The organism is Bartonella sp. Raccoon60, assembly GCF_002022585.1.
Lineage (GTDB): Bacteria > Pseudomonadota > Alphaproteobacteria > Rhizobiales > Rhizobiaceae > Bartonella > Bartonella rochalimae.
In genome coordinates, this window is the sequence record NZ_CP019786.1 from 490187 (window position 1) to 513216 (window position 23030).

Sequence of the window (23030 nt, forward strand, 5' to 3'; positions counted from 1 at the left end):
GATCCTCATCGTTAGCATAGAAGAATTTCATGCTATCAAAGGTAACCAACAGATTTGTTTTAATAGATCTGTTAAATGGAGAAAGACAGTGAATAAAGCGGAAAAAGGAAAATTTGTTGCATGGCTTAACAAGACTTTTCAAGAGTCAGGTTCTGTTGTTGTTGCACATTATTCTGGTTTGACTGTTTCGCAAATGAACGATCTTCGTTCAAAAATGAGTGAAGCAGGTGGTGCTATTAAAGTCGCCAAAAACCGTCTTGCTAAAATCGCTCTTCAGGGCACAAAATCTGAAGAAATGATGGATCTGTTCACTGGGCAAACACTTATTGCTTATTCAGAAGATCCAATTACAGCATCGAAAGTTGCTGTTGATTTCGCAAAGGCTAATGATAAATTTGTTATCCTTGGTGGCTCAATGGGTGAAACAAGTTTAAGTGTTGATGCTATAAAATCTTTGGCTTCATTGCCTTCATTGAACGAATTGCGGGCAAAAATTTTGGGTATGGTTTCCACTCCTGCAACCCGTATTGTTCAGGTTATTAATGCGCCTGCTGGTCAGGTTGCGCGTGTTATTGGTGCATATGCTCGAGGAGGATGAAGCAGCTATGCTGTTTTTTGTAATCTAAGCTTACAGAAATTCTTGATAGTTTTCTGTTTTTTTGGATAATTTCTAAACAATAATTCAAATCTTTTAAGTGAAGGAATTTTAAAATGGCTGATCTAGCAAAGATCGTAGAAGATCTTTCTAACCTTACTGTTTTGGAGGCTGCAGAGCTTTCAAAATTACTTGAAGAAAAATGGGGTGTTTCTGCTGCTGCTCCTGTGGCGGTTGCTGCTGTTGGTGCTGCTGCTCCAGCTGCCGAAGAGAAAACAGAATTTGATGTTATTCTTACAGATGGTGGTGCTCAAAAGATTAATGTTATTAAAGAAGTTCGGGCTCTTACGGGGCTTGGACTTAAAGAAGCAAAAGACTTAGTTGAGGGAGCACCTAAGCCTATTAAAGAAGGTGCTTCTAAGGAAGAAGCAGAAAAAATTAAGGCCCAACTTGAAGCTGCTGGTGCTAAGGTTGAGCTTAAGTAAGTTTATTTTATTGGTAAATATTGATGTGTGCCAATTTCCCTGAGAAAAGGGGCTTGATTGAGATAATCCTTTTCCTTACAGTTCAGTAGCTGTAAGGGAATGGGCTGTTGTAAACGGCCCATGGTAAAGTCAAATTAAGTAGATATATTGGTTGTTTAGGTATATAAAAATTAGAGATACTTAAAAGGGTATCAAATGAGCTGGTCTGTATGTATGCAGACTGATGACATAAAGCTATCAAGGTTTAGTCTACCTTGAGCAGTAAAGATCGAGGAGCAACAATGGCTCAGACTTTAGCGATGATGTCCCAATTTAATGGCCGTAGACGTGTGCGTAAATTTTTTGGTAAGATTCCTGAAGTAGCAGAAATGCCGAATCTTATTGAAGTTCAGAAAGCTTCATATGATCAATTTCTTATGATTGAGGAACCGGAAGGCGGGCGTTTAGATGAAGGTTTGCAGGCTGTTTTTAAATCGGTGTTTCCTATTTCGGATTTTTCCGGAACAGCTATGCTTGAATTTGTTCGTTACGAATTTGATCCACCTAAATTTGATGTAGAAGAATGTCATCAACGTGATTTGACATATGCAGCGCCATTAAAGGTGATATTGCGTTTAATTGTCTTTGATGTTGATGAAGATACTGGTTCAAAAGATATTAAAGACATTAAAGAGCAAGGTGTCTATATGGGGGACATGCCTTTAATGACTGATAATGGTACGTTTGTAATTAATGGTACAGAGCGTGTTATTGTTTCGCAGATGCACCGCTCTCCAGGTGTCTTTTTTGATCATGATAAAGGAAAAACTCATTCATCAGGTAAATTTCTTTTTGCTGCTCGTGTGATTCCTTATCGTGGTTCGTGGCTTGATATTGAGTTTGATGCTAAAGATATTGTCTATGTTCGTATTGATCGGCGGCGAAAGATTCCAGTGACAAGTCTTTTAATGGCACTGGGTATGGATGCATCAGATATTTTGTCGACATTTTACAACAAAGTTTCTTATGAACGTACTAAGAATGGGTGGCGTACTCCTTATTCAGTTGATCGTTTTAGGGGCATGAAACTGGTTTCTGATCTTGTTGATGCAGATAGTGGTGAGGTTGTAGCAGAAGCTGGTAGAAAACTAACAGTTCGCGCTGCAAAGCTTTTAGAAGAAAAAGGTTTAAAAGCGATTGAAGTTAGTGAAGATGATTTGTTGGGATCCTATCTTGCAGAAGATATCGTAAATTATCAAACAGGTGAGATTTATCTTGAAGCTGGAGATGAAATTGATGAAAAAACATTAAAGATTTTGTCTGATGTTGGTGCTGATCAGATTAATATTCTTGATATTGATCATATGAATGTTGGTGCATATATTCGTAATACCTTAAAAGTGGATAAAAATGAAAGCCGGCAGGATGCTTTATTTGATATTTATCGAGTAATGCGTCCAGGTGAACCGCCAACAATTAATACAGCAGAGGCTATGTTTCATTCATTGTTTTTTGATCCAGAGCGTTATGATCTTTCAGCTGTTGGGCGAGTTAAGATGAATTTGCGTATGGGGCTTGATTGTCCAGATACAGTTCGCATTTTGCGCCAAGAAGATATTCTTGCTGTTGTTAAAATGTTAGTTGAATTGCGTGATGGTCGTGGTGAGATTGATGATATTGATAATCTTGGCAATCGTCGTGTTCGGTCGGTTGGAGAATTGATGGAAAATCAATATCGGATTGGTTTACTTCGTATGGAGCGTGCAATCAAAGAACGTATGTCGTTGGTTGAAATTGATACCATTATGCCACAGGATTTGATTAACGCAAAGCCAGCAGCAGCAGCAGTTCGCGAGTTTTTTGGGTCCTCACAATTATCGCAATTTATGGATCAAACCAATCCATTGTCAGAAATTACCCATAAGCGTCGTCTTTCTGCTCTTGGTCCAGGTGGTTTAACCCGTGAGCGGGCAGGTTTTGAAGTGCGCGATGTGCATCCTACGCATTATGGTCGTATTTGTCCGATTGAAACACCGGAAGGACCGAATATTGGTCTGATTAATTCTTTAGCAACATTTGCTCGGGTTAATAAGTATGGCTTCATTGAAAGTCCATACCGAAAGATTATTGATGGTAAGGTAACGAAAGAAGTTATTTATCTTTCTGCTATGGAAGAATCAAAACATTATGTGGCTCAGGCAAACTCTTCATTGGATGCAGAAGGACGTTTTACGGAAGAATTTGTTGTCTGTCGTCATGCTGGTGAAGTTTTAATGGCGCCGCGTGATCATATAGATTTGATGGATGTTTCGCCAAAACAGTTAGTTTCTGTAGCTGCTGCCCTTATTCCATTTTTAGAAAATGATGATGCAAATCGTGCGCTGATGGGATCTAATATGCAACGTCAAGCAGTTCCACTTTTGCGTGCAGAGGCACCTCTTGTTGGTACAGGTATGGAAGCGATAGTTGCTTGTGATTCGGGTGCTGCTATTGGTGCAAAACGTGGTGGTATTGTTGATCAAGTTGATGCAATGCGTATTGTTATTCGTGCAACAGAGGATTTAGATCCTTCAAAGTCTGGTGTTGATATCTATCGTTTGCAGAAATTTCAGCGTTCCAATCAGTCTACCTGTATTAATCAGCGTCCTCTCGTACACGTAGGAGATCGGATAGAAAAGGGTGATATTATTGCTGATGGTTCATCTACAGATCTTGGTGATTTAGCTCTTGGGAGAAATGTTCTTGTCGCATTTATGCCTTGGAATGGTTATAATTATGAGGATTCTATTTTACTTTCTGAGCGCATTGTTGCTGATGATGTATTTACTTCGATTCATATTGAAGAGTTTGAGGTTGCTGCACGTGATACAAAGCTTGGGCCAGAAGAAATTACCCGCGATATTCCTAATGTTGCAGAAGAGGCATTAAGAAATCTTGATGAAGCAGGTATTGTTTATATTGGTGCTGAAGTTCATCCAGGTGATATTTTAGTTGGTAAAATTACACCAAAAGGTGAAAGTCCAATGACGCCGGAAGAAAAGCTTTTACGTGCGATTTTTGGTGAAAAAGCTTCGGATGTTCGTGATACTTCTATGCGAATGCCTCCTGGAACTTTTGGTACTGTTGTAGAAGTTCGTGTTTTTAACCGCCATGGCGTAGAAAAAGATGAGCGCGCAATGGCAATTGAACGTGAAGAAATTGAGCGTTTGGCTAAAGATCGTGATGATGAGCAATCAATTTTGGATCGGAGTGTTTATGCACGTCTTGCGGATATATTAACGGGTAAAGTTGCGATAGAAGGTCCAAAAGGTTTTTCCAAAGGAAAGACTCTTGATAGTACAGTGATGGAACAGTATCCACGATATCAGTGGTGGCAGTTTGCTGTTGAGGATGAGAAGCTTCAGAATGAAATTGAAGCTTTGCATAAGCAGTATGATGAATCAAAAAAAGCACTGCAACGTCGTTTTATGGATAAGGTTGAAAAAGTTCAAAGAGGCGATGAAATGCCTCCTGGTGTTATGAAGATTGTGAAGGTTTTTGTTGCAGTGAAGCGCAAAATTCAACCAGGAGATAAAATGGCAGGACGTCACGGTAATAAAGGTGTTGTGTCACGTATTCTTCCAGTAGAAGATATGCCATTTCTTGAGGATGGAACGCATGCCGATATTGTTTTGAATCCTTTGGGGGTGCCAAGTCGTATGAATGTTGGCCAAATTCTTGAAACACACCTTGGTTGGGCGTGTGCGGGTATGGGTAAAAAAATTGGTGATTTAATAAAGCTTTATCAGGAAACCGGAGATATATTGCCTTTGCGTCAACGTATTGAAAATCTCATTCCTGATGATGATCGTAATGAGCCGGTTCGCCACTATGATAATGAAAGTCTTGTTAAGTTAGCACTTCAGATGAAGCAAGGCGTTTCGATTGCAACACCTGTTTTTGATGGAGCCCATGAAGCTGATATTAATATGATGTTGGAAGATGCAGGCTTAGATAGTTCAGGACAAGTTACGCTTTATGATGGTCGTACTGGAGAGCCTTTTGATCGTCCAGTGACTGTAGGATATATCTATATGCTTAAATTGCATCATCTTGTTGATGATAAGATACATGCGCGTTCAATTGGACCTTATTCACTTGTTACACAGCAGCCGTTAGGAGGTAAGGCTCAATTTGGTGGTCAACGTTTTGGTGAGATGGAGGTTTGGGCACTTGAAGCTTATGGTGCTGCGTATACTTTGCAGGAGATGTTGACGGTTAAATCAGATGATGTGGCCGGTCGAACAAAAGTTTATGAAGCTGTTGTTCGTGGTGATGATACATTTGAAGCAGGTATTCCTGAAAGCTTTAATGTATTAGTTAAGGAAATGCGTTCTCTTGGTCTTAATGTAGAGCTTGATGATGCACGTGAACTTATTGCACAACGAGTAATATCTGATTCAGAAGGTTAATTTTGAGGAAGCATATTTAAAATAGTATGCTCTGATTTTTTTATAAAGTTATAATAGAGAAATTTCTATTAGATGGCGGAACATTTTAAAAGTGAAAACAAGTCTCAAATAAAGCTTTAACAAAGAGAAAAGCTATTGTGGCTAGTTTTAGAATCTTTGAAGGAGAACGGCATGAACCACGAGGTCATGAATCTTTTCAATCCTCAGGCACCAGTGCAGACATTTGACTCTATTCGTATTTCCATTGCGAGTCCTGAGAAGATTCTGTCTTGGTCATATGGTGAAATTAAAAAACCAGAGACTATCAACTACCGGACATTTAAGCCAGAGCGTGATGGTCTTTTTTGTGCTCGTATATTTGGCCCTATTAAAGATTATGAATGTTTATGTGGTAAATATAAACGTATGAAATATAAGGGTATTATCTGTGAAAAATGTGGTGTAGAAGTCACTCTTTCACGGGTGCGTCGTGAGCGTATGGGTCATATTGAGCTTGCAGCTCCCGTAGTTCATATTTGGTTTCTTAAGTCATTACCTGGGCGTATTTCTACTCTTTTAGATTTGACTTTAAAAGATATCGAAAGAGTTCTTTATTTTGAGAATTATATTGTTACAGAACCAGGATTGACATCTCTTAAGTTGCATCAGCTTTTATCAGAAGAAGAATATATGCTTGCTGTTGATGAATTTGGAGAGGATCAATTTTCAGCTATGATTGGTGCAGAGGCTATTTATGAGCTTCTTGCGGGAATGGAATTGGATAAAATTGCTAATGATTTGCGTATGGAGTTAGCGGAAACAACTTCAGAATTAAAACAGGCAAAACTGATTAAACGGCTTAAGATCGTTGAGAATTTTCTTGAATCTGGTAATAAACCAGAGTGGATGATTATGAAAACTATTCCAGTCATTCCACCAGATTTGCGTCCATTGGTTCCATTAGATGGTGGTCGTTTTGCTACCTCAGATTTGAATGATCTTTATCGACGTGTTATTAACCGGAACAACCGCTTAAAGCGATTAATTGAGTTGCGTGCTCCTGGAATTATTATCCGCAATGAAAAGCGTATGGTGCAAGAAGCCGTTGACGCGTTATTTGATAATGGTCGTCGCGGGCGTGTGATTACTGGCGCAAATAAGCGTCCATTAAAATCCCTTTCAGATATGCTAAAAGGTAAGCAAGGACGTTTCCGTCAGAATCTACTTGGGAAGCGTGTTGATTATTCAGGTCGCTCTGTTATCGTAACAGGTCCTGAATTGAAATTACATCAATGTGGTCTTCCGAAAAAAATGGCTCTTGAGTTATTTAAGCCTTTTATTTATGCGCGACTTGATGCAAAGGGATATTCATCTACTGTAAAGCAGGCCAAGAAGCTTGTTGAAAAGGAACATCCAGAAGTTTGGGATATCTTAGATGAGGTTATTCGTGAACATCCTGTGTTGCTGAATCGTGCGCCGACACTTCACCGCTTAGGAATTCAGGCTTTTGAACCTATCTTGATTGAAGGGAAAGCTATACAACTTCATCCGTTAGTGTGTACAGCATTTAACGCAGATTTTGACGGTGATCAGATGGCTGTTCACGTCCCTCTCTCTCTTGAAGCGCAGCTTGAAGCTCGTGTTTTGATGATGTCAACCAATAATATTCTTCATCCAGCTAATGGTGCACCGATTATTGTTCCATCACAGGATATGGTTCTTGGTCTTTACTACCTTTCAATTGTTTCTGAAAAAGAACCAGGTGAAGGGATGGCTTTTGCAGATATGGGTGAATTGCATCATGCTCTAGAAAATAAAATTGTAACTTTGCATACAAAAATTAAAGGCCGTTTTAAGGATCTTAATAAGGATGGTGAAGTTGTTTCAAAACTCTATGATACAACACCTGGTCGTTTAATTATTGGTGAACTTTTACCAAAAAATCCGAATATTTCGTTTGATATTGTTAATCAAGAAATGACTAAAAAGAATATTTCTAAAATGATTGACCAAGTTTATAGACATTGTGGGCAAAAAGAAACTGTGATTTTCTGTGATCGTATCATGCAGCTTGGCTTTTCTCATGCTTGTCGTGCTGGAATTTCATTTGGTAAAGATGATATGGTTATTCCTGATAGTAAGTCTCATTTAGTAGCAGAAACGGAAGCTCTTGCTAAGGAATATGAGCAGCAATATAGTGATGGTTTAATTACCCAAAGTGAGAAATATAACAAAATCGTTGATGCTTGGGGTAAATGTACCGATCGTGTTGCCGATGAGATGATGAAGCGTATTCAAGCAATTGAATTTGATCCTAAGACAGGTCGTAAACGGCAAATGAATTCAATTTATATGATGTCACATTCCGGTGCGCGTGGTTCTGCTAATCAGATGAGGCAGTTGGCTGGGATGCGCGGGTTAATGGCAAAACCGTCGGGTGAAATTATTGAAACACCAATTATTTCTAATTTTAAAGAAGGTTTAACTGTTAATGAATACTTTAATTCAACGCACGGTGCACGTAAAGGGCTTGCTGATACTGCTTTAAAAACTGCTAACTCTGGTTATTTAACGCGGCGTCTTGTTGATGTTGCGCAAGATGCTATTATTTCAGCGGTTGATTGTGGTACTATGAAAGGCCTTACTATGCAGCCAATCGTTGATTCAGGACAAATTGTTGCTTCTCTTGGTCAGAGAATTCTTGGTCGTACGGCACTTCTTGATATTTTGCATCCAGTTTCTGGTGAGGTTATTCTTGAAGGTGGTGCAATGATTGAAGAATCTGATGTTGCTAAGATTGAAGAGGCAGGGATTCAGTCTGTTCAAATACGTTCTGCTTTGACCTGTGAAACGCGTCTTGGTGTTTGTGCTAAGTGCTATGGTCGTGATTTAGCACGTGGAACATTGGTTAATCAGGGGGAAGCAGTTGGTGTTATTGCAGCTCAATCAATTGGTGAGCCAGGAACTCAACTTACGATGCGTACTTTCCACTTAGGTGGAACAGCACAGGTTGTTGATTCATCTTATTTTGAGGCGTCTTATGAGGGTACAATAGAAATTCGTAACCGCAACGTGGTTAGGAATTCTGAAGGCCATTTGGTGGTTATGGGGCGCAATATGGCTATTATTATTAAGGATGAGGCTGGTAAAGAACGTGTTGTACATCGTATTAGTTATGGAGCACGTATTTTTGTTGATGATGGTGATGTTGTAAAATGCGGTCAACGTATAGCAGAGTGGGATCCTTATACACGGCCAGTTCTGACTGAAGTCGATGGTTATATAGGTTTTGAAGATATGGTTGATGGTTTATCAGTTACTGAAACAGCTGATGAATCTACAGGTATTACTAAGCGTTTGGTGATTGATTGGCGTGCTAACCCACGTGGTGCTGAGCTAAAACCAGCGATTATCATCTATACAGATAAGAAAAGCGAAACTATTGCTAAATTGTATAAAGGTGGCGAGGCCCGTTATATGATGTCGGTAGAGACAATTCTTTCTGTTGAGCCTGGTTCTTATGTTAAGGCAGGCGATGTTATTGCACGTTTGCCAATGGAAAGCGCTAAAACTAAGGATATTACCGGTGGTTTGCCACGTGTAGCTGAGCTTTTTGAAGCACGTCGTCCAAAGGATCATGCTATTATTGCTGAAATTAGTGGTACAGTTCGATTTGGTCGTGGTTATAAAAATAAACGCCGTATTATTATTGAACCACATGATGAATCCCTTGAACCAATAGAATATTTAATTCCAAAGGGTAAATTATTTCATTTGCAAGAGGGTGATCAGATTGAGAAAGGTGATTATATCCTTGATGGTAATCCAGCGACTCACGATATTTTGGCAATTAAAGGTGTTGAAGCTTTGGCGTCTTATCTTGTTAATGAGATTCAGGAAGTTTACCGTTTACAGGGTGTTTTGATTAATGATAAGCACATTGAAGTGATTGTTCGCCAGATGTTGCAAAAAGTTGAAATTACTGAAGCTGGTGATTCTGGTTATATTGCAGGTGATCATGTTGATCGTATTGAGTTAGACGAAATCAATGATAATCTAATTGCGGAAGGTAAAAAACCTGCAGTAGGTAATCCTATACTTCTTGGAATTACAAAAGCATCTCTTCAGACACCCTCTTTTATTTCAGCGGCGTCATTTCAGGAAACAACGCGTGTGCTTACTGAAGCGGCAGTTTCTGGAAAAATTGATACTCTGCAAGGGCTTAAAGAAAATGTTATTGTTGGTCGGCTTATACCTGCAGGTACAGGTGGTGCGATTGCCCAAATTCGTCGTATTGCTACTGTTCGTGATGATTTGATTATGAATGAGCGCCGAAAATCCAGTGATGACGAAACCACGAAAGCTATGTTAACAAATATGACAACTAGTACTGTTGCAGAATGATTAATAATGCTAAGAAAGATGTAAAGCGCCTGAAATAAAATTAGGCGTTTTTATTAGGCTTTAAAATTCAGAATAGCATTTCTGATAAATGTGTTTTTATAAAAGTTTTATAAGGTGATCTTAGATTTAAGAAATTTTAATGTAAATTAAAATTTTTAATTATAATATTTAGTATTTTGATTGTTCTACTATAAGTTTGCGATATTTAGGTAATTAGGAAGAGAAATTTATTTTTGTATATTGAAAATTGAAAGACCTATAAAATAAATGGTAGTTGTTTGTTACCTTTCAAGGGATAAGATAAAGAAGTTAGATTATTTGATAAAAAAGGTATTCTTTTTAGAAAGTTTTCTTCAGTTTATATTTTTTATCTTTCAAAAGAAAACAAAAAGAAAACAATAAGAAAATTCTAACTAAGATTTGATAAAAAGCCTATACGTTTTGGATAACAATGTAGTTGATTTATTGAACAGATATTAGAATGCAAGGATATTATTCAATTAATGATTTAACTCAAGAGTTTTCAATAACTGCTCGGACTTTGCGTTATTATGAAGAAGAAGGATTACTTACGCCTTTTCGGCGTGGGTGTAAGCGGTTGTATACGCAAATGGACCGTTGTAAATTGAAGCAAATATTACAGGCTAGGAGGGTTAATTTTTCCTTATCTGAGATATCCAATATATTCGCAATAGATAGAAAACCACCTGATAATGAAAAAAAACTTAAAGAATTAATTGAAACTATCAATAAAAAACGTGCTGATTTGCGGCAGATGCAGAGCGATATTACTGATTTATTAAATGATTTAGAATGTATCGAAGAGACTTTTTTTGAGAGTTTAGCTGAATTAGGAGTTAATCGTTAACTTTAAGTTTTATAAGTTTGACTAAAAACTTAGTAAAATTCTATCTCAAAATTAAGGTGTCTTTTAGTGATATTTATACTAATATAAAAAGAAATTACGTGTAATACTAAATATCAAAACTTGGATTGAGAAACACTAAACTCAAAATTGATTTGAGTAATTTTAGCTATTGCAGTAGCCGGAATTGGGGCAGACGGTTATCTTCTTTTTTTGATCTAGGAATAAGAGCAAACTTAGTGTGAACAATTTTTATGTCTTTTCAAGAATAAGTAATACATATTGATATAGTGCACGAAACACTTAAATTATTGATTACAGTATCAAAAATTAATTTGTTGTATAAACACGGAAATTATATCATAGAATTACTATCTGTTCTATGTATTATAATATTTTTGTAAGGAAATAAAAACTTACAAGAGAAGTTGTAGAGATTATAGCAGTCAAATAACAATTTTAAATGCAGTTATCATACTTTATGATAGGATTTTTCGCAAAATAATGTAAATAATAAGCGTTCAAGAGATACCACCGTATTTCTGTTTATGTTTGGTACGATGTATTTTGCCTTGTTCTTTATTTAATATTCTATGTGTTTATAAATTTTTACATAATCATATTTTTTGCAATTAATGGTTCCCGTTGTTAAATAAAATAAGATTTTCAGAAATACATATAGTTGATTTTATTGATAATTTTAATGAGTTCTTCTTAATACCATAATAAGAGCAGATTATGCGGTTTAATGTTGTAATAATAAAGGTTATTTTAAGCTTTATTGAATATTTATGTGCATTATGATACTCGCGCTATTTTTTCCTTATTGTTTTTGTTAAAGCTTGGTGAGTTTTTATATTTTATAAAGATTAGGCAATTGAAATATGCATTAAAGTATAATTTCTGCAAATGATTTTAAAAATATAGAATCTATTGATTTTATCCCATTTTTATATAATTCATTGGTGAGAGAAAGCCATATTAAGCAGAAAAAAAGAGATAAGATTAGCAGATAAAGCATGTAACCAACAAATTTGCCTTATCCAGTGTACTAGAGATCCTAAATTAGGAAGTATAAGAGTTTTTTATTTTTTTCATTAAAGAAGAGCGGCATTTAAATTATCTTTCATATAAGAGAAAGTAAGTACAATGAAGGGTTCTATTGTTGATGTTTTTCAATCTGTTTTATCACGAAAATCAATTCGAGCTTTCACTGATCAACCTGTTAAGCGAGAAGTAATTGAGCAAATATTAAGATTTGCAGCACGGGCTCCATCTGGAACAAATCTTCAACCCTGGAAAGTGATTGTTTTGACAGGGGAAGCGTTGCAGAAAGTTGGAGAGGAGCTTTCACAATTGGTATTATCGGGTATAAAAGGGGAGCGTGAATATCAATATTATCCACGTCAATGGCGTGAGCCTTATCTTTCTCGACGTAGAAAAGTTGGTTTAGATCTTTATAAAAGTCTTGGAATTCAAAAAGGTGAGCAAGAAAAAATGTTACGCCAACAAGCACGGAATTTTTCATTTTTTGGTGCACCTGTTGGATTTTTATTCACAATGGACCAAGATATGGAGATTGGGAGTTGGCTTGATTTAGGTATGTTTATGCAAACCATTATGTTAGTTGCGCGTGGCTTTGGATTAGATACGTGTCCCCAAGCTGCATTTGCTGATTATCATAAGCAATTATGTGTACTTTTGTCAGTACCTTCCGAAGAGCGTATTATTTGTGGTATGGCTCTTGGTTATCGTGATGCAAATGCTCCAGAAAATAATTTTGAGACTGAGCGCGAACCGATCAGAAACTTTGTGCGTTTTATTCAGTCATGTTAGGAGTTATTTTTATTTGTTTGAGTATAAAATGAAGAATTACACAAAATGTTTTATGAAACTTTTCATTTTACATTTTATTTTAATATTGCGTCTTAATACTTATTTTACTATATTTCATATAGTGAGGTGGGGGTGTTTTAGGTTATTGTTTACTCCTTAAGGGTTAGATATGGAAAATGCTATAGAAAAGGATTGCTGGATGGTAGCAAGACGTGCTACGTTCATGTTTGTAGCTATTATTTTTTTTATTTACTTTACAATTTAATTTTAATGAAAAACGTGTACTCAAGATCTGCGTTTGATTTTGAGGTGGGCGGTGTTTTTATCTGTTTTTGAAATTTTTAAGATTGGCATTGGTCCTTCTAGTTCTCATACAATGGGTCCAATGCTAGCTGCTAATACGTTTTTGCAGGAGATTATTGCAAGGAATCTTTCTCAGCCATCGCGTCTTAAGATTTCTCATATTCGAGTTTATCTTCATGGTTCATTAGCTTTTACAGGAATAGGTCACGCTACCGATAGAGCTGTTGTATTAGGGCTTTTAGGGGAAAAAGCATCTACTGTTGATCCTGATTGTATAGGGTTGCTTTTTGAACAAGTGAAACGTGAAAAAAAAGTATGGCCAGAAGGTCATACTGTTTATCGCTTTGATTTAGAAAGTGATCTCATTTTTGAAAGAAAAAGGATTTTGCCTGGACATGCTAATGGTCTCGCATTTGAAGGGCTTAATGCTGAGGGAAGTGTTCTTTTACGACAGATTTATTATTCTATTGGTGGTGGTTTTGTTGTAACTGAGGATGAATTAAATCGTGCAGATTATAACACAAAAGTGAAAACATCACAGGTGCCATATCCCTTTGATTCGGCTGATAAAATGTTATCAATGGCTAAAGCTTCGGGTTTTTCAATTGCTGAAATGAAACGTATAAATGAAGAAACCAAAATGGACCGTGCTGCTTTGAATACTGCACTTGATGAGATTTTTTCTGCTATGATAAATTGTATTGATAGGGGGCTTTTACAAGAAGGTGAGTTACCAGGTGGATTATGTATCCCAAGACGAGCTAAAAGACTTCATGATAAGCTGTTGGAGGACCAGAAAAAAAATTGCAATAAACCACTTTTAGCAAATGATTGGCTTTCTGTATATGCTATGGCAGTAAATGAAGAGAATGCTGCGGGTGGTCGTATTGTTACGGCTCCGACAAATGGTGCAGCTGGTGTTGTATCTGCTGTTTTGCGCTATTATACTCAATTTCATGATGGTGCAGATAAAGAGGGAATTCATAATTTTTTATTAACAGCAGCAGCTATAGGTGGTATTATTAAACATAATGCTTCTATCTCTGGTGCTGAAGTCGGCTGTCAGGGTGAAGTTGGAGCAGCGTCTGCTATGGCAGCAGCAGGGTTGACAGCTGCATTGGGTGGAACGCCAGCGCAGATTGAAAACGCAGCTGAGATTGCTCTTGAGCATCATTTAGGTATGACGTGTGATCCAGTTTCTGGTCTTGTTCAGGTTCCTTGTATTGAACGTAATGCGATGGGTGCTGTTAAAGCTGTAACAGCCTCTTCTCTTGCTTTGCACGGTAATGGAAACCATTTTGTTTCTCTTGATACTTGTATTGAAACAATGCGTCAGACAGGGCATGATATGAGTGAACGTTATAAAGAAACAAGCAAAGGTGGTCTTGCGTTGAATGTTTTATCTTGTTAAATCATTTAGTGTGTAAGAAAGTCATCAACCTAGTAAAGAAATTCAATAATATCAGTAATGTATGCTTTCTTACTTAAGCAGTAATGCACTATTAAGAAAGTTTTTAAGTTATTGAGCAGAAATACTGAATATTTTTGTTAATTTCTATAGGATTTTCTTTTCTGATAATGAAAAATACAATTGAGTTTTTTAGGTCTTAATAGACTAAGGAAATATAATATTTTTCTATTCTCAGCTTTTATTGTAAGGATAATATTATTTTAAAACTGACAGTAAAAAATGTCAGGCTCATTATAATCTTTATAGATTTTAAGATAAGAATTATTCAAATTTATAAAATATTTTTCTGAAATTTAATTGTAAACTATTTATTTGTTGCTCCTAGGCGGAGTTTAATAGGTACATTGCCAGTTTTACTTGCGACACGTAAGTGGATATGTACAGAAGGCATGGTTAAACGACGATTTCGAGTTGTTTGGCAAATGAGAAGGCTGACAAGAGAATGAGTATTCAATGTAGTTGAGTTATATTTTAAATTAGCTAGTTTTGTTGCAGCTTCGTGAAGTGATCGTAATGAAAGAAGAGATGGTTGTTTGAAAAGCTTTTCCTTTTCAGATGGGTTAGTAGCATTATGTGTCATAGCACTATCCTTAACATGGAATTCAAAATTTTTAATAAGCTACAGTATAGCAGTTAAAATTTGCTTTCTTTAAAGCCATACAAGTATTCAGTGCAGCTTTTTTTGATGGAAAGCCAATAAATCGAGCGCGATAATAATGATGTCCATCTTTTTGAAAAGGTTGCATCTGCGGAGATGCATATCGTAAGGTAGAATGAGCAGCATTTGTTGCTTTTGAAAGCATGATCTTAGCTTGCTTTTCACTAGGAAGAGAGCCAATTTGGATAGCCCATCCACTATTTTTAGATAAAGAAGCAGAAATAACTGTATTCATTTTAACAGTCTCAGTTTTGTGAGGATTAGGAATTGGTATAATAACCTGGTTTACGGCAGCTACAGCTGTATTAGAATCGTTAGGCTGTTCTGCAAGTGCTGTTAAAAGGCTAGAAATTTCATCATCAGAATTAATTAAATTGTTTTTTGTAAGAGGTATAGGTGTAGCAGCTCCAGTAGGTAATTTATAGCGAGCAGTAGCCACCAAATGTTCATTACTCTCTACACGGCTTGCTTTTGGCAAATACTGCTTTAATAAATTAGCCATGTGAATGTTACGTGTATTAGATGATTTTCCTCCCATAACGATAGCAACAATAGAACGTCCATTGATACGCATTGATGTTGCTAAATTAGAGCCTGACATTTGTGTATAGCCTGTTTTGATTCCGTCAACACCTTTTATTGTTTTGATTAATGTATTATGGTTATTAATTGTCTGTCCACGAAATGTAAAATGTGTTGTTTTAAATAGCTTGTATTGTTCCGGAAAATGTCTACGTAAGGCTAACGCTAAGGTGGCCATGTCTTGCGCTGTAGAATAATTACGTGTATCTGGGAGGCCTGAAGCATTGGCAAAATGAGTATTTTTCATACCAAGTGTGCGCGCTTTTATTGTCATCATTTGAGCAAATTTTTGTTCACTTCCACCAAGATATTCGCCAATAGCGGTAGCTACATCATTTGCTGATTTTGTAATAAGAGCTTTAGTAGCGGCTTCTATAGAAATTGTTTGTCCTGCCTTAATACCAATTTTTGTTGGTGGGCGTGTTGCTGCATAATTAGAAATAGGAATGGGTGTATTTGGTGTTACGCGACCGTTTTTTATAGCTTCAAAGATCATGTATACCGTCATCATTTTTGTTAAAGAAGCAGGATAACGCTTTAAAGTTGCATTGGCTTGAAATAATGTCTTTCCTGTATTTGCATCTATAACAATAGCTGCATATTTATCAGGATAAGCTTCTTTAGGAGTAGCTATTGCCCAAGAGCAAAAAATAACTAAAACAGTGAGAGCAATTCCTACTTTTTTATAGCAATGCACAATTTCTGACCAGTTGATATACACTTAATAACATCCTATTTATGCTAAAAATTTTTTATTAATATTTACATTTTTAGTTGATTTTATATAATTTAAACGAATGATATTACTAATTTATTTATAAACATCATTTTATGAATTTTTATACCCAATTTAATCTAATTATAAAAAATATCGCCGTCAGAGAGGGCTTTTATTCTATGTGTAATCACATTACAATAATTGTAATTTAAATTCATAATGAATAGAAAATTATCTAAATAAAAAGATTATAATAATGAAAAAGGCAAAAATTGGGGAATAAAAAAATTGTCGCTATTATACATTATATTATCCAAAATTTTAAAGGTTTAAATTAATTATATTTAAGGATCTTTTTATAAAGATCATTGACCAAAATTTTTAAACAGTCATCATTATTAAATGATGTTGAGAAGATTCATCCAAAATTATTTAATATTTTATTGTCGATGGTACATTATAGTCAATTAACAGAATAGAATAGTAAGAAAATTTGATTATTGTATATTTTAATTATGCTATTAGTGCTTAACTCAAATATAGCACAATCAGGTCGTTGAAGTTGTTGAAATGTATCGCAACGATGCTAATATATAAGCAACTAATTAGTTATCTATATCGAAATTTCATAATTAGTCCGATACTATTGTTTTATTTGAAATTTATCTCAATTAATTATCAGTTAGACTGTGCAAAAATCTACTTTTTAGCTTAAGGCACAGTTGATGGATCGAGACGCCAATTTTAAAATAACTAATTTTATAATAACTGGTGAAATTTTATTTGGTAAACTATGAAATAATAGTACAATCGGTATAATTATCTTCAAATTGGATGGAGGAGAAGGGGAGCTGTTGCTAAAACTTCACCTTCTAGTATGTTTACTTGTCTCAAAGTGGGAAAAGTTGATAGTATTTCATTTGTTTCTGTCAAAGAGACAGATCAGAGGAACTTTTGCAATCTAGGGGTGCATTAAAAGGGCTGCTCGGATTTTTTTTGCATTTTCTTCAAGTATTTCTGTGGGTGTTATTACATTAGTATGGGCATTGAGCTCTACTCCTTCCATACGCGGTATAATATGGAAATGAAGATGGTAAACTGTTTGTTTGCTAGCTGCTTCATTAAATTGCATAACGGTTACTCCATCTGCTTCAAAGGCTTTTTTTACTGCTTTGGTGATTTTTTGAACGGCTTTAATAACTGGAAATAATATTTCAGGATCTGCATCCAATAGATTTCTACAGCTTTTTCGAGGAATGACTAGCGTATGACCTTCCGCTTGAGGCATGATATCCATAAATGCAATAATATCTTTATTTTCATAGACTCTAATAGATGGAATTTCATTACGAATTAATCGAGCAAAAATATTATTATTATCATAAATTTGTTGCATGAAGCACTTCCTTTGATAGCGTCCTTAATCCAGAAAGAGTGTTAGTTACAATGGTTTAGATCTTAAAGCAAAAGAAGAAATGTGAAAACTTGGTAGAATATGAATGAATTTTTGTTTTTATCTAAGATATTAGATTTCTATAAAGAAGGGCTTCTATTTCTACTCGATCATAGGAAGAACAGCAACCCCAATAGCAGAGCAAGCATGTTTTCCAGGCTCATCACCAAGGAGGTTTACAAGTAGATCAGAAGCTCCATTAGCAACGAGAGAAATATTGGTAAAGTTGGAACTGCTGCAACAAAGACGCTGATTTTAAGTACTTTTTTATTTTATTTAAATTACCAAGGGCTGTTTTTATTTGTGCAGGGAATAGCTTACACTTGTGCTGAGTTTTGGGCTTGTTTATTGTTGACAGTTGCAGCAATTTTCCCAATTTCTACTGGTTTTCATTAGTAAGAGGTAACTGACTAGAGATAAAAAGCTGATTACCATTTTGTAATACTATTACAGTTTGTAACAGGTTGTAATACTTCAAAAATAATAGTGTTGAATTTTTCTAAATGATTTTCAATTGATTCGGTCATATTTTAGTCTCATGATTATTATATAATAACCTGCTGCATAGTTTTGATTTAATGAAAATGCTGTCGTTAATTAAGGTAGAAGCTTTTCTTGTTTTTGATTATTTGATGGGTATGAGATAAGTCTGGAAGTTAAGAATGCTTAAGTTGTTGTTTATAATAGGTTTTTATATTATTTATTTATGTTCTCTAAGAGCTGAAGAAGCTATTTTTTAGCTCCTCATCGAGTAGTTTATGATTTTCAGATGGATAATGCTTCTTGGGATCCGGTCGTTATAGGAATGTCTGGGCGCATGGTTCATGAGATCAAGGGGTCTGCATGTCAGGGATATACAACACATACTAGCCTTGGTGTTCGCGTTTATACGGAAGGTATGCCTGTTCGTTTAATGAGTCAGGAGGTAAAAACTTATACAACAGGTGATGGTCACAGATTCCACTTTGACATAAAAAAGGTAATGGAAAAAAATGTGGGAAAGAGTACCGAAGGAATTGCTGAGCTTACTAAAAATGGAACTTTAGTTAAATTAAAGAAACCAGAAGAAAATGTGTATAGGCTTGAGAAAGCTGATTTTCCAATTACAAGCCTGAAAAATATTATTCGACACGCAAAGGCTGGTCATCGTTTTTATAATACAACTTTGTTTGATGGAGATAATGGTGGCGATAGAGTGATAAAAGAAAGTGTTGTTATTGGAGAAAAGAAAAAGTCAGTATCTGATTCTAAGATAAAGGAATTGAAAAAATTAGATGAGAGTGGCTATTGGCATGTTATAGTTTCTCATTTTGATGATACAAAAAACAAGGATGGTTTACCGATTTATCGTCAGAGTTTTCATTTATATGAAAATGGTGTAGTGCGTCACTTGCTTATAGATTATAGGGATTTCTCAATACGTTTAAAATTGAAGAGTCTTCAATTTCTCGATGAGAAAAATGATCTGCATAACTGCAAACTTAATAACATTAAATGATGTGCAGAAAATAACTTGAAAAAAAATCAAATGTTATTATGGTAGCATTATCTCACACGCGGATTTTTGGGTGTTCACGGAGTGATTCTAGTGCAGAGTGATTCTGGAAAATGTCCACCGGTAGTAGGTTTGCTTACTTTTTCCGCGGAGGTCAAACCGGAAAGGATAAGATTATGGCATTACCAGATTTTACTATGCGCCAGCTTTTAGAGGCGGGTGTGCATTTTGGTCACCAGACGCATCGCTGGAATCCAAAGATGGCTCCCTATATTTATGGTCAGCGTAATAATATTCATATTATTGATCTTTCTCAGACTGTTCCACTTTTACATCAAGCGCTTAAGGTTGTTTCAGATACAGTTGCACGTGGAGGGCGTGTTTTATTTGTTGGCACTAAACGGCAGGCATCTGATATTATTTCTGATGCAGCAAATCGCTCTGCACAATACTATGTTAATGCACGTTGGCTTGGTGGTATGCTAACAAATTGGAAAACAATTTCTAATTCGATCCATCGTTTACGAAAGTTGGATAAAACTCTTTCTTCTGGGGTGCAGGGCTTTACTAAAAAAGAGCGTTTAAATCTTGAACGTGATCGTGAAAAACTTAATCGTGCGCTTGGTGGTATTAAAGATATGGGATCTGTTCCAGATCTTATGTTTATCATTGATACGAATAAAGAGAATATTGCTATCCAAGAAGCGAAGCGTTTAGGTGTTCCAGTTGTTGCTGTTATTGATACTAACTGTGATCCTGATAATATTGATTATCCAATTCCGGGTAATGATGATGCTTCGCGTGCAGTTACTTTCTATTGTGATCTTATTGCGCGTGCTGCTCTTGACGGTATTGCTCGTCAGCAAAGTACGATGGGAGTTGATTTAGGAGCTCAAGTTGATGCGCCTATGGAGCCTGTGTTAGATGTGCCTGTGGAGCCTGTTTTAGAAGATTCGGCTACTGTTACTGAAGAATAATTTGAAAACTTCTGTTAAAGTACTTTTTTTATAGAAAAGGTTTTGGGTGTGCGTTGGATTTCTCTGTACGCGCTTTCATTATTATCAAATTAAAGAGGAAAATATGAGTATTACCGCTGCACAAGTGAAAGAACTTCGAGAATTATCAGGTGCTGGTATGATGGAATGTAAAGCAGCTTTAGCAGAAAGCAATGGTGATATGGAGGCTGCAGTTGATTGGCTTCGTAAAAAAGGAATAGCCAAAGCAGACAAAAAGGCTAGCCGTACAGCAGCTGAGGGGTTGATTGGCGTTTTATCAAAAGGTTTAAGTGCTGTTTTGGTTGAAGTTAATTCTGAAACAGATTTTGTTGCTCGTAACGATGCATTTCAGGAAATAGTGCGCAATGTAGCAATTGCTGCTTTAGATACGAAAGGAGATGCTGAGTCTGTTTCTGTATCTGTTTATCCAGGTTCTAAAGAGACTGTAGAGACAGTTATTAAAGATGCAATTGGTACAATTGGCGAGAATATGACATTTCGTCGTTCAGCTAAATTATCTGTTACTGATGGTGTTGTTGCTTCCTATATGCATAATGCTGTTGCTGATGGTCTTGGTAAGCTTGGTGTTTTAGTTGCTGTTGAGACTTCTGGGAATAAAGAAGCTGCTGCTGCTTTTGGTCGTCAAATTGCTATGCATATTGCTGCAACTAACCCATTAGCATTAACAGCGCAAGATATTGATGCTAGTGCTATTGAACGGGAAAAGTCGATTTTTTCAGATCAAGCACGTCAATCTGGAAAGCCTGAAAATATCATTGAAAAGATGGTGGAAGGGCGCATGCGCAAGTTTTATGAAGAAGTGGTTTTGCTTTCTCAAGCTTTTGTTATGAATCCCGATATTACTGTTGAAACTGCTTTGAAAAATGCAGAGCAATCCATTGGCGCACCAGCTAAAATCACAGGCTTTATCCGTTTTGCTTTAGGCGAGGGTATAGAGAAAGAAGAGTCTGATTTTGCTGCAGAAGTTGCAGCTGTAGTTAAGAGCTAGTTATTTTCCGAATTATTTGTTAGAAACATCAAATTATAGCACAATAAATATTAAAAATTGTAATTATTTCAGGGGTATTACGTGACAAGATGGTGCCCTTAGTGTATCGAAGACAAAAAGTACAAATGCTTTTTGGGAGATTATAATGACATTAGCTCTTCGATATAAACGTGTCTTATTGAAAGTGTCTGGTGAAGCACTTATGGGAGGACAGAGTTTTGGCATTGATGTTTCAGTTGTAGATCGTATTGCTACTGATATTGCTGAAGTCCGAGCAATGGGCGTAGAGGTTGCTATTGTTATAGGTGGAGGTAATATTTTTCGTGGCGTTGCTGTTGCTTCACGTGGTGTGGATCGTGTAACTGGCGATCATATGGGAATGCTTGCAACTGCTATTAATTCTCTGGCATTATGGACATCATTGACGAAATTAAAGATTGAATCAGTTGTTTTATCGGCAATTGCTATGCCGCAAATTTGCGAAAGTTTTTCGCAGCGCAAAGCAATAAGCTATATGAATCAAGGAAAAGTTGTTATTTTTGCTGGTGGTACAGGTAATCCATTTTTTACCACTGATTCTGCAGCTACTTTACGTGCAGCAGAAATAGGTGCAGATGTGTTGTTGAAAGGAACACAAGTGGACGGTATTTATTCTGCAGACCCTAAAATAGATCCCATGGCTAAGCGTTTTGATAAATTAACGCATATTGAGATTTTACAAGGGGGTTATCTGTTATGGATACAACAGCTGTGACTTTAGCACGTGAGAATAATTTACCTATTATTGTATATTCTATTCATGAAAAGGGTGGCTTGGCTAAGGTGTTGAATGGAGAGGGACAGTTTACGATAGTATCAGAATGAAAGTGATTTTCAGGATACAATGAAGGGAAGCATAAATATGGATATAACACTAATTATGGATGATCTGAAACGTCGCATGGAAGGTGCTATTTCATCTTTTAAACATGAATTAGGTAGTTTGCGGACTGGGCGAGCATCGGCTAGTTTATTAGAACATTTGACAGTTGAGGCTTATGGCTCTATTGTTCCAATAAATCAAGTTGCCAATATTTCTGTTCCGGAATCACGAATGCTGTCAGTCTCTGTATGGGATAAAACGATGGTTGGGGCTGTTGAGCGTGCTATTCGTGATTCTGGTCTTGGTTTAAATCCTATTACTGATGGTGTGAATTTGCGTATTCCTTTACCTGAATTAAATGAAGAGCGTCGAAAGGAATTAGTAAAAATTGCATATCAATATACAGAGCAAGCTCGTATTGCTGCTCGCCATGTTCGTCGTGATGGTATGGATAATTTAAAGAAGTTAGAAAAGGAAGGAAAAATTGGACAAGATGAAGCACGTAGTTTGTCTGAGAAAGTTCAAAAGCTTACGGATGAAACTATAGCTGAGATTGATAAAATTTTGGTTTTGAAAGAAACTGAAATTATGCAGGTTTAGATTTTTATCATTGGACAAGGATATCATATTCTTGTTATCTGCCATTTACTATAGATTAAGAGAATGGTAAAAATATATTATTTCGCAATTTTTTTTATAATCTTTTAATTCTTCAGTAAATGACTTACGATTGTAATAATAAAATATCTTATGTGAACAGAATATAGATATCAAATTTAATTATTTGCGTAAGTTTTTCATGAGTAATGAGCAGAAGTTTTCTGATTTTTAAAATTGGGTAACATATTTTAACTCTCTTTTCTTTTTGTTTCTATTTTAATTTTAATCGA

General features: G+C 36.1%; 14 protein-coding genes and 2 pseudogenes. 12 read left to right on the top strand and 4 right to left on the bottom strand.

Annotated elements, in window-relative coordinates; all coding sequences use genetic code 11:
* The first annotated feature begins 88 nt into the window (after positions 1-88).
* The 7 genes from rplJ (at position 89) to Bra60_RS02215 (ending at position 14308) form a co-directional block, all read left to right on the top strand.
* Complete coding sequence (gene rplJ / locus Bra60_RS02185; RefSeq protein ID WP_078674090.1) at positions 89-598, top strand: 50S ribosomal protein L10; 510 nt, start codon at positions 89-91, stop codon at positions 596-598.
* A 113-nt stretch (positions 599-711) separates the two neighbouring features.
* Complete coding sequence (rplL, locus tag Bra60_RS02190; RefSeq protein WP_035006015.1) at positions 712-1080, top strand: 50S ribosomal protein L7/L12; 369 nt, start codon at positions 712-714, stop codon at positions 1078-1080.
* Between the two features lie 281 nt (positions 1081-1361).
* Positions 1362-5510 carry a DNA-directed RNA polymerase subunit beta gene (rpoB, locus tag Bra60_RS02195; RefSeq protein WP_078688467.1) on the top strand — a complete coding sequence of 1383 codons (4149 nt, stop codon included), beginning with the start codon at positions 1362-1364 and terminating at the stop codon, positions 5508-5510.
* Between the two features lie 171 nt (positions 5511-5681).
* Entirely contained in the window at positions 5682-9893 is a 4212-nt protein-coding gene (gene rpoC, locus Bra60_RS02200; RefSeq protein WP_078688468.1) for a DNA-directed RNA polymerase subunit beta', read from the top strand.
* A gap of 481 nt (positions 9894-10374) precedes the next feature.
* A complete protein-coding gene (locus Bra60_RS02205; RefSeq protein WP_078688469.1) occupies positions 10375-10761 on the top strand; it encodes a MerR family transcriptional regulator in 387 nt (128 codons plus the stop codon).
* A gap of 1146 nt (positions 10762-11907) precedes the next feature.
* Complete coding sequence (locus tag Bra60_RS02210; RefSeq protein WP_078688470.1) at positions 11908-12594, top strand: nitroreductase; 687 nt, start codon at positions 11908-11910, stop codon at positions 12592-12594.
* A 316-nt stretch (positions 12595-12910) separates the two neighbouring features.
* Complete coding sequence (locus Bra60_RS02215; RefSeq protein WP_078698039.1) at positions 12911-14308, top strand: L-serine ammonia-lyase; 1398 nt, start codon at positions 12911-12913, stop codon at positions 14306-14308.
* A 364-nt stretch (positions 14309-14672) separates the two neighbouring features.
* Here the strand turns inward: Bra60_RS02215 and Bra60_RS02220 are convergent, their stop codons facing one another.
* The 4 genes and pseudogenes from Bra60_RS02220 to Bra60_RS07725 form a co-directional block, all read right to left on the bottom strand.
* Positions 14673-14948: a hypothetical protein gene (locus Bra60_RS02220; protein WP_078688472.1), complete on the bottom strand. Its 276-nt coding sequence runs from the start codon at positions 14946-14948 to the stop codon at positions 14673-14675.
* A gap of 31 nt (positions 14949-14979) precedes the next feature.
* Positions 14980-16329 (bottom strand): D-alanyl-D-alanine carboxypeptidase, encoded by a 1350-nt coding sequence (locus Bra60_RS02225; protein ID WP_078698040.1) that lies wholly within the window; start codon positions 16327-16329, stop codon positions 14980-14982.
* A gap of 958 nt (positions 16330-17287) precedes the next feature.
* Positions 17288-17722, bottom strand: coding sequence for an HIT family protein (locus tag Bra60_RS02230; protein ID WP_078673687.1), 435 nt, complete (start codon positions 17720-17722; stop codon positions 17288-17290).
* A 159-nt stretch (positions 17723-17881) separates the two neighbouring features.
* Positions 17882-18306, bottom strand: a pseudogene (locus Bra60_RS07725) (RidA family protein).
* A gap of 242 nt (positions 18307-18548) precedes the next feature.
* Between Bra60_RS07725 and Bra60_RS02240 the strand changes: the two are divergent.
* The 5 genes and pseudogenes from Bra60_RS02240 (at position 18549) to frr (ending at position 22740) form a co-directional block, all read left to right on the top strand.
* Positions 18549-19277 (top strand): EipB family protein, encoded by a 729-nt coding sequence (locus Bra60_RS02240; protein WP_335617767.1) that lies wholly within the window; start codon positions 18549-18551, stop codon positions 19275-19277.
* A gap of 173 nt (positions 19278-19450) precedes the next feature.
* Complete coding sequence (rpsB, locus tag Bra60_RS02245; protein ID WP_078688475.1) at positions 19451-20251, top strand: 30S ribosomal protein S2; 801 nt, start codon at positions 19451-19453, stop codon at positions 20249-20251.
* 103 nt (positions 20252-20354) lie between these two features.
* On the top strand, positions 20355-21278 hold the full coding sequence (tsf, locus tag Bra60_RS02250; RefSeq protein WP_078698041.1) for a translation elongation factor Ts: 924 nt from the start codon (positions 20355-20357) through the stop codon (positions 21276-21278).
* 145 nt (positions 21279-21423) lie between these two features.
* Positions 21424-22142: pseudogene (gene pyrH / locus Bra60_RS02255) on the top strand (UMP kinase).
* A 37-nt stretch (positions 22143-22179) separates the two neighbouring features.
* Positions 22180-22740, top strand: a complete 561-nt coding sequence (frr, locus tag Bra60_RS02260; RefSeq protein WP_035005993.1) for a ribosome recycling factor — start codon at positions 22180-22182, stop codon at positions 22738-22740.
* Positions 22741-23030 lie beyond the last annotated feature (290 nt).

Coding starts and splice junctions, on each gene's coding strand:
- rpsB (WP_078688475.1), top strand. CDS start 19,451: ATGGCATTACCAGATTTTACTATGCGCCAGCTTTTAGAGGCGGGTGTG.
- Bra60_RS02210 (WP_078688470.1), top strand. CDS start 11,908: ATGAAGGGTTCTATTGTTGATGTTTTTCAATCTGTTTTATCACGAAAA.
- Bra60_RS02240 (WP_335617767.1), top strand. CDS start 18,549: ATGGATAATGCTTCTTGGGATCCGGTCGTTATAGGAATGTCTGGGCGC.
- rplL (WP_035006015.1), top strand. CDS start 712: ATGGCTGATCTAGCAAAGATCGTAGAAGATCTTTCTAACCTTACTGTT.
- tsf (WP_078698041.1), top strand. CDS start 20,355: ATGAGTATTACCGCTGCACAAGTGAAAGAACTTCGAGAATTATCAGGT.
- Bra60_RS02220 (WP_078688472.1), bottom strand. CDS start 14,948: ATGACACATAATGCTACTAACCCATCTGAAAAGGAAAAGCTTTTCAAA.
- Bra60_RS02205 (WP_078688469.1), top strand. CDS start 10,375: ATGCAAGGATATTATTCAATTAATGATTTAACTCAAGAGTTTTCAATA.
- frr (WP_035005993.1), top strand. CDS start 22,180: ATGGATATAACACTAATTATGGATGATCTGAAACGTCGCATGGAAGGT.
- rpoC (WP_078688468.1), top strand. CDS start 5,682: ATGAACCACGAGGTCATGAATCTTTTCAATCCTCAGGCACCAGTGCAG.
- rpoB (WP_078688467.1), top strand. CDS start 1,362: ATGGCTCAGACTTTAGCGATGATGTCCCAATTTAATGGCCGTAGACGT.
- Bra60_RS02230 (WP_078673687.1), bottom strand. CDS start 17,722: ATGCAACAAATTTATGATAATAATAATATTTTTGCTCGATTAATTCGT.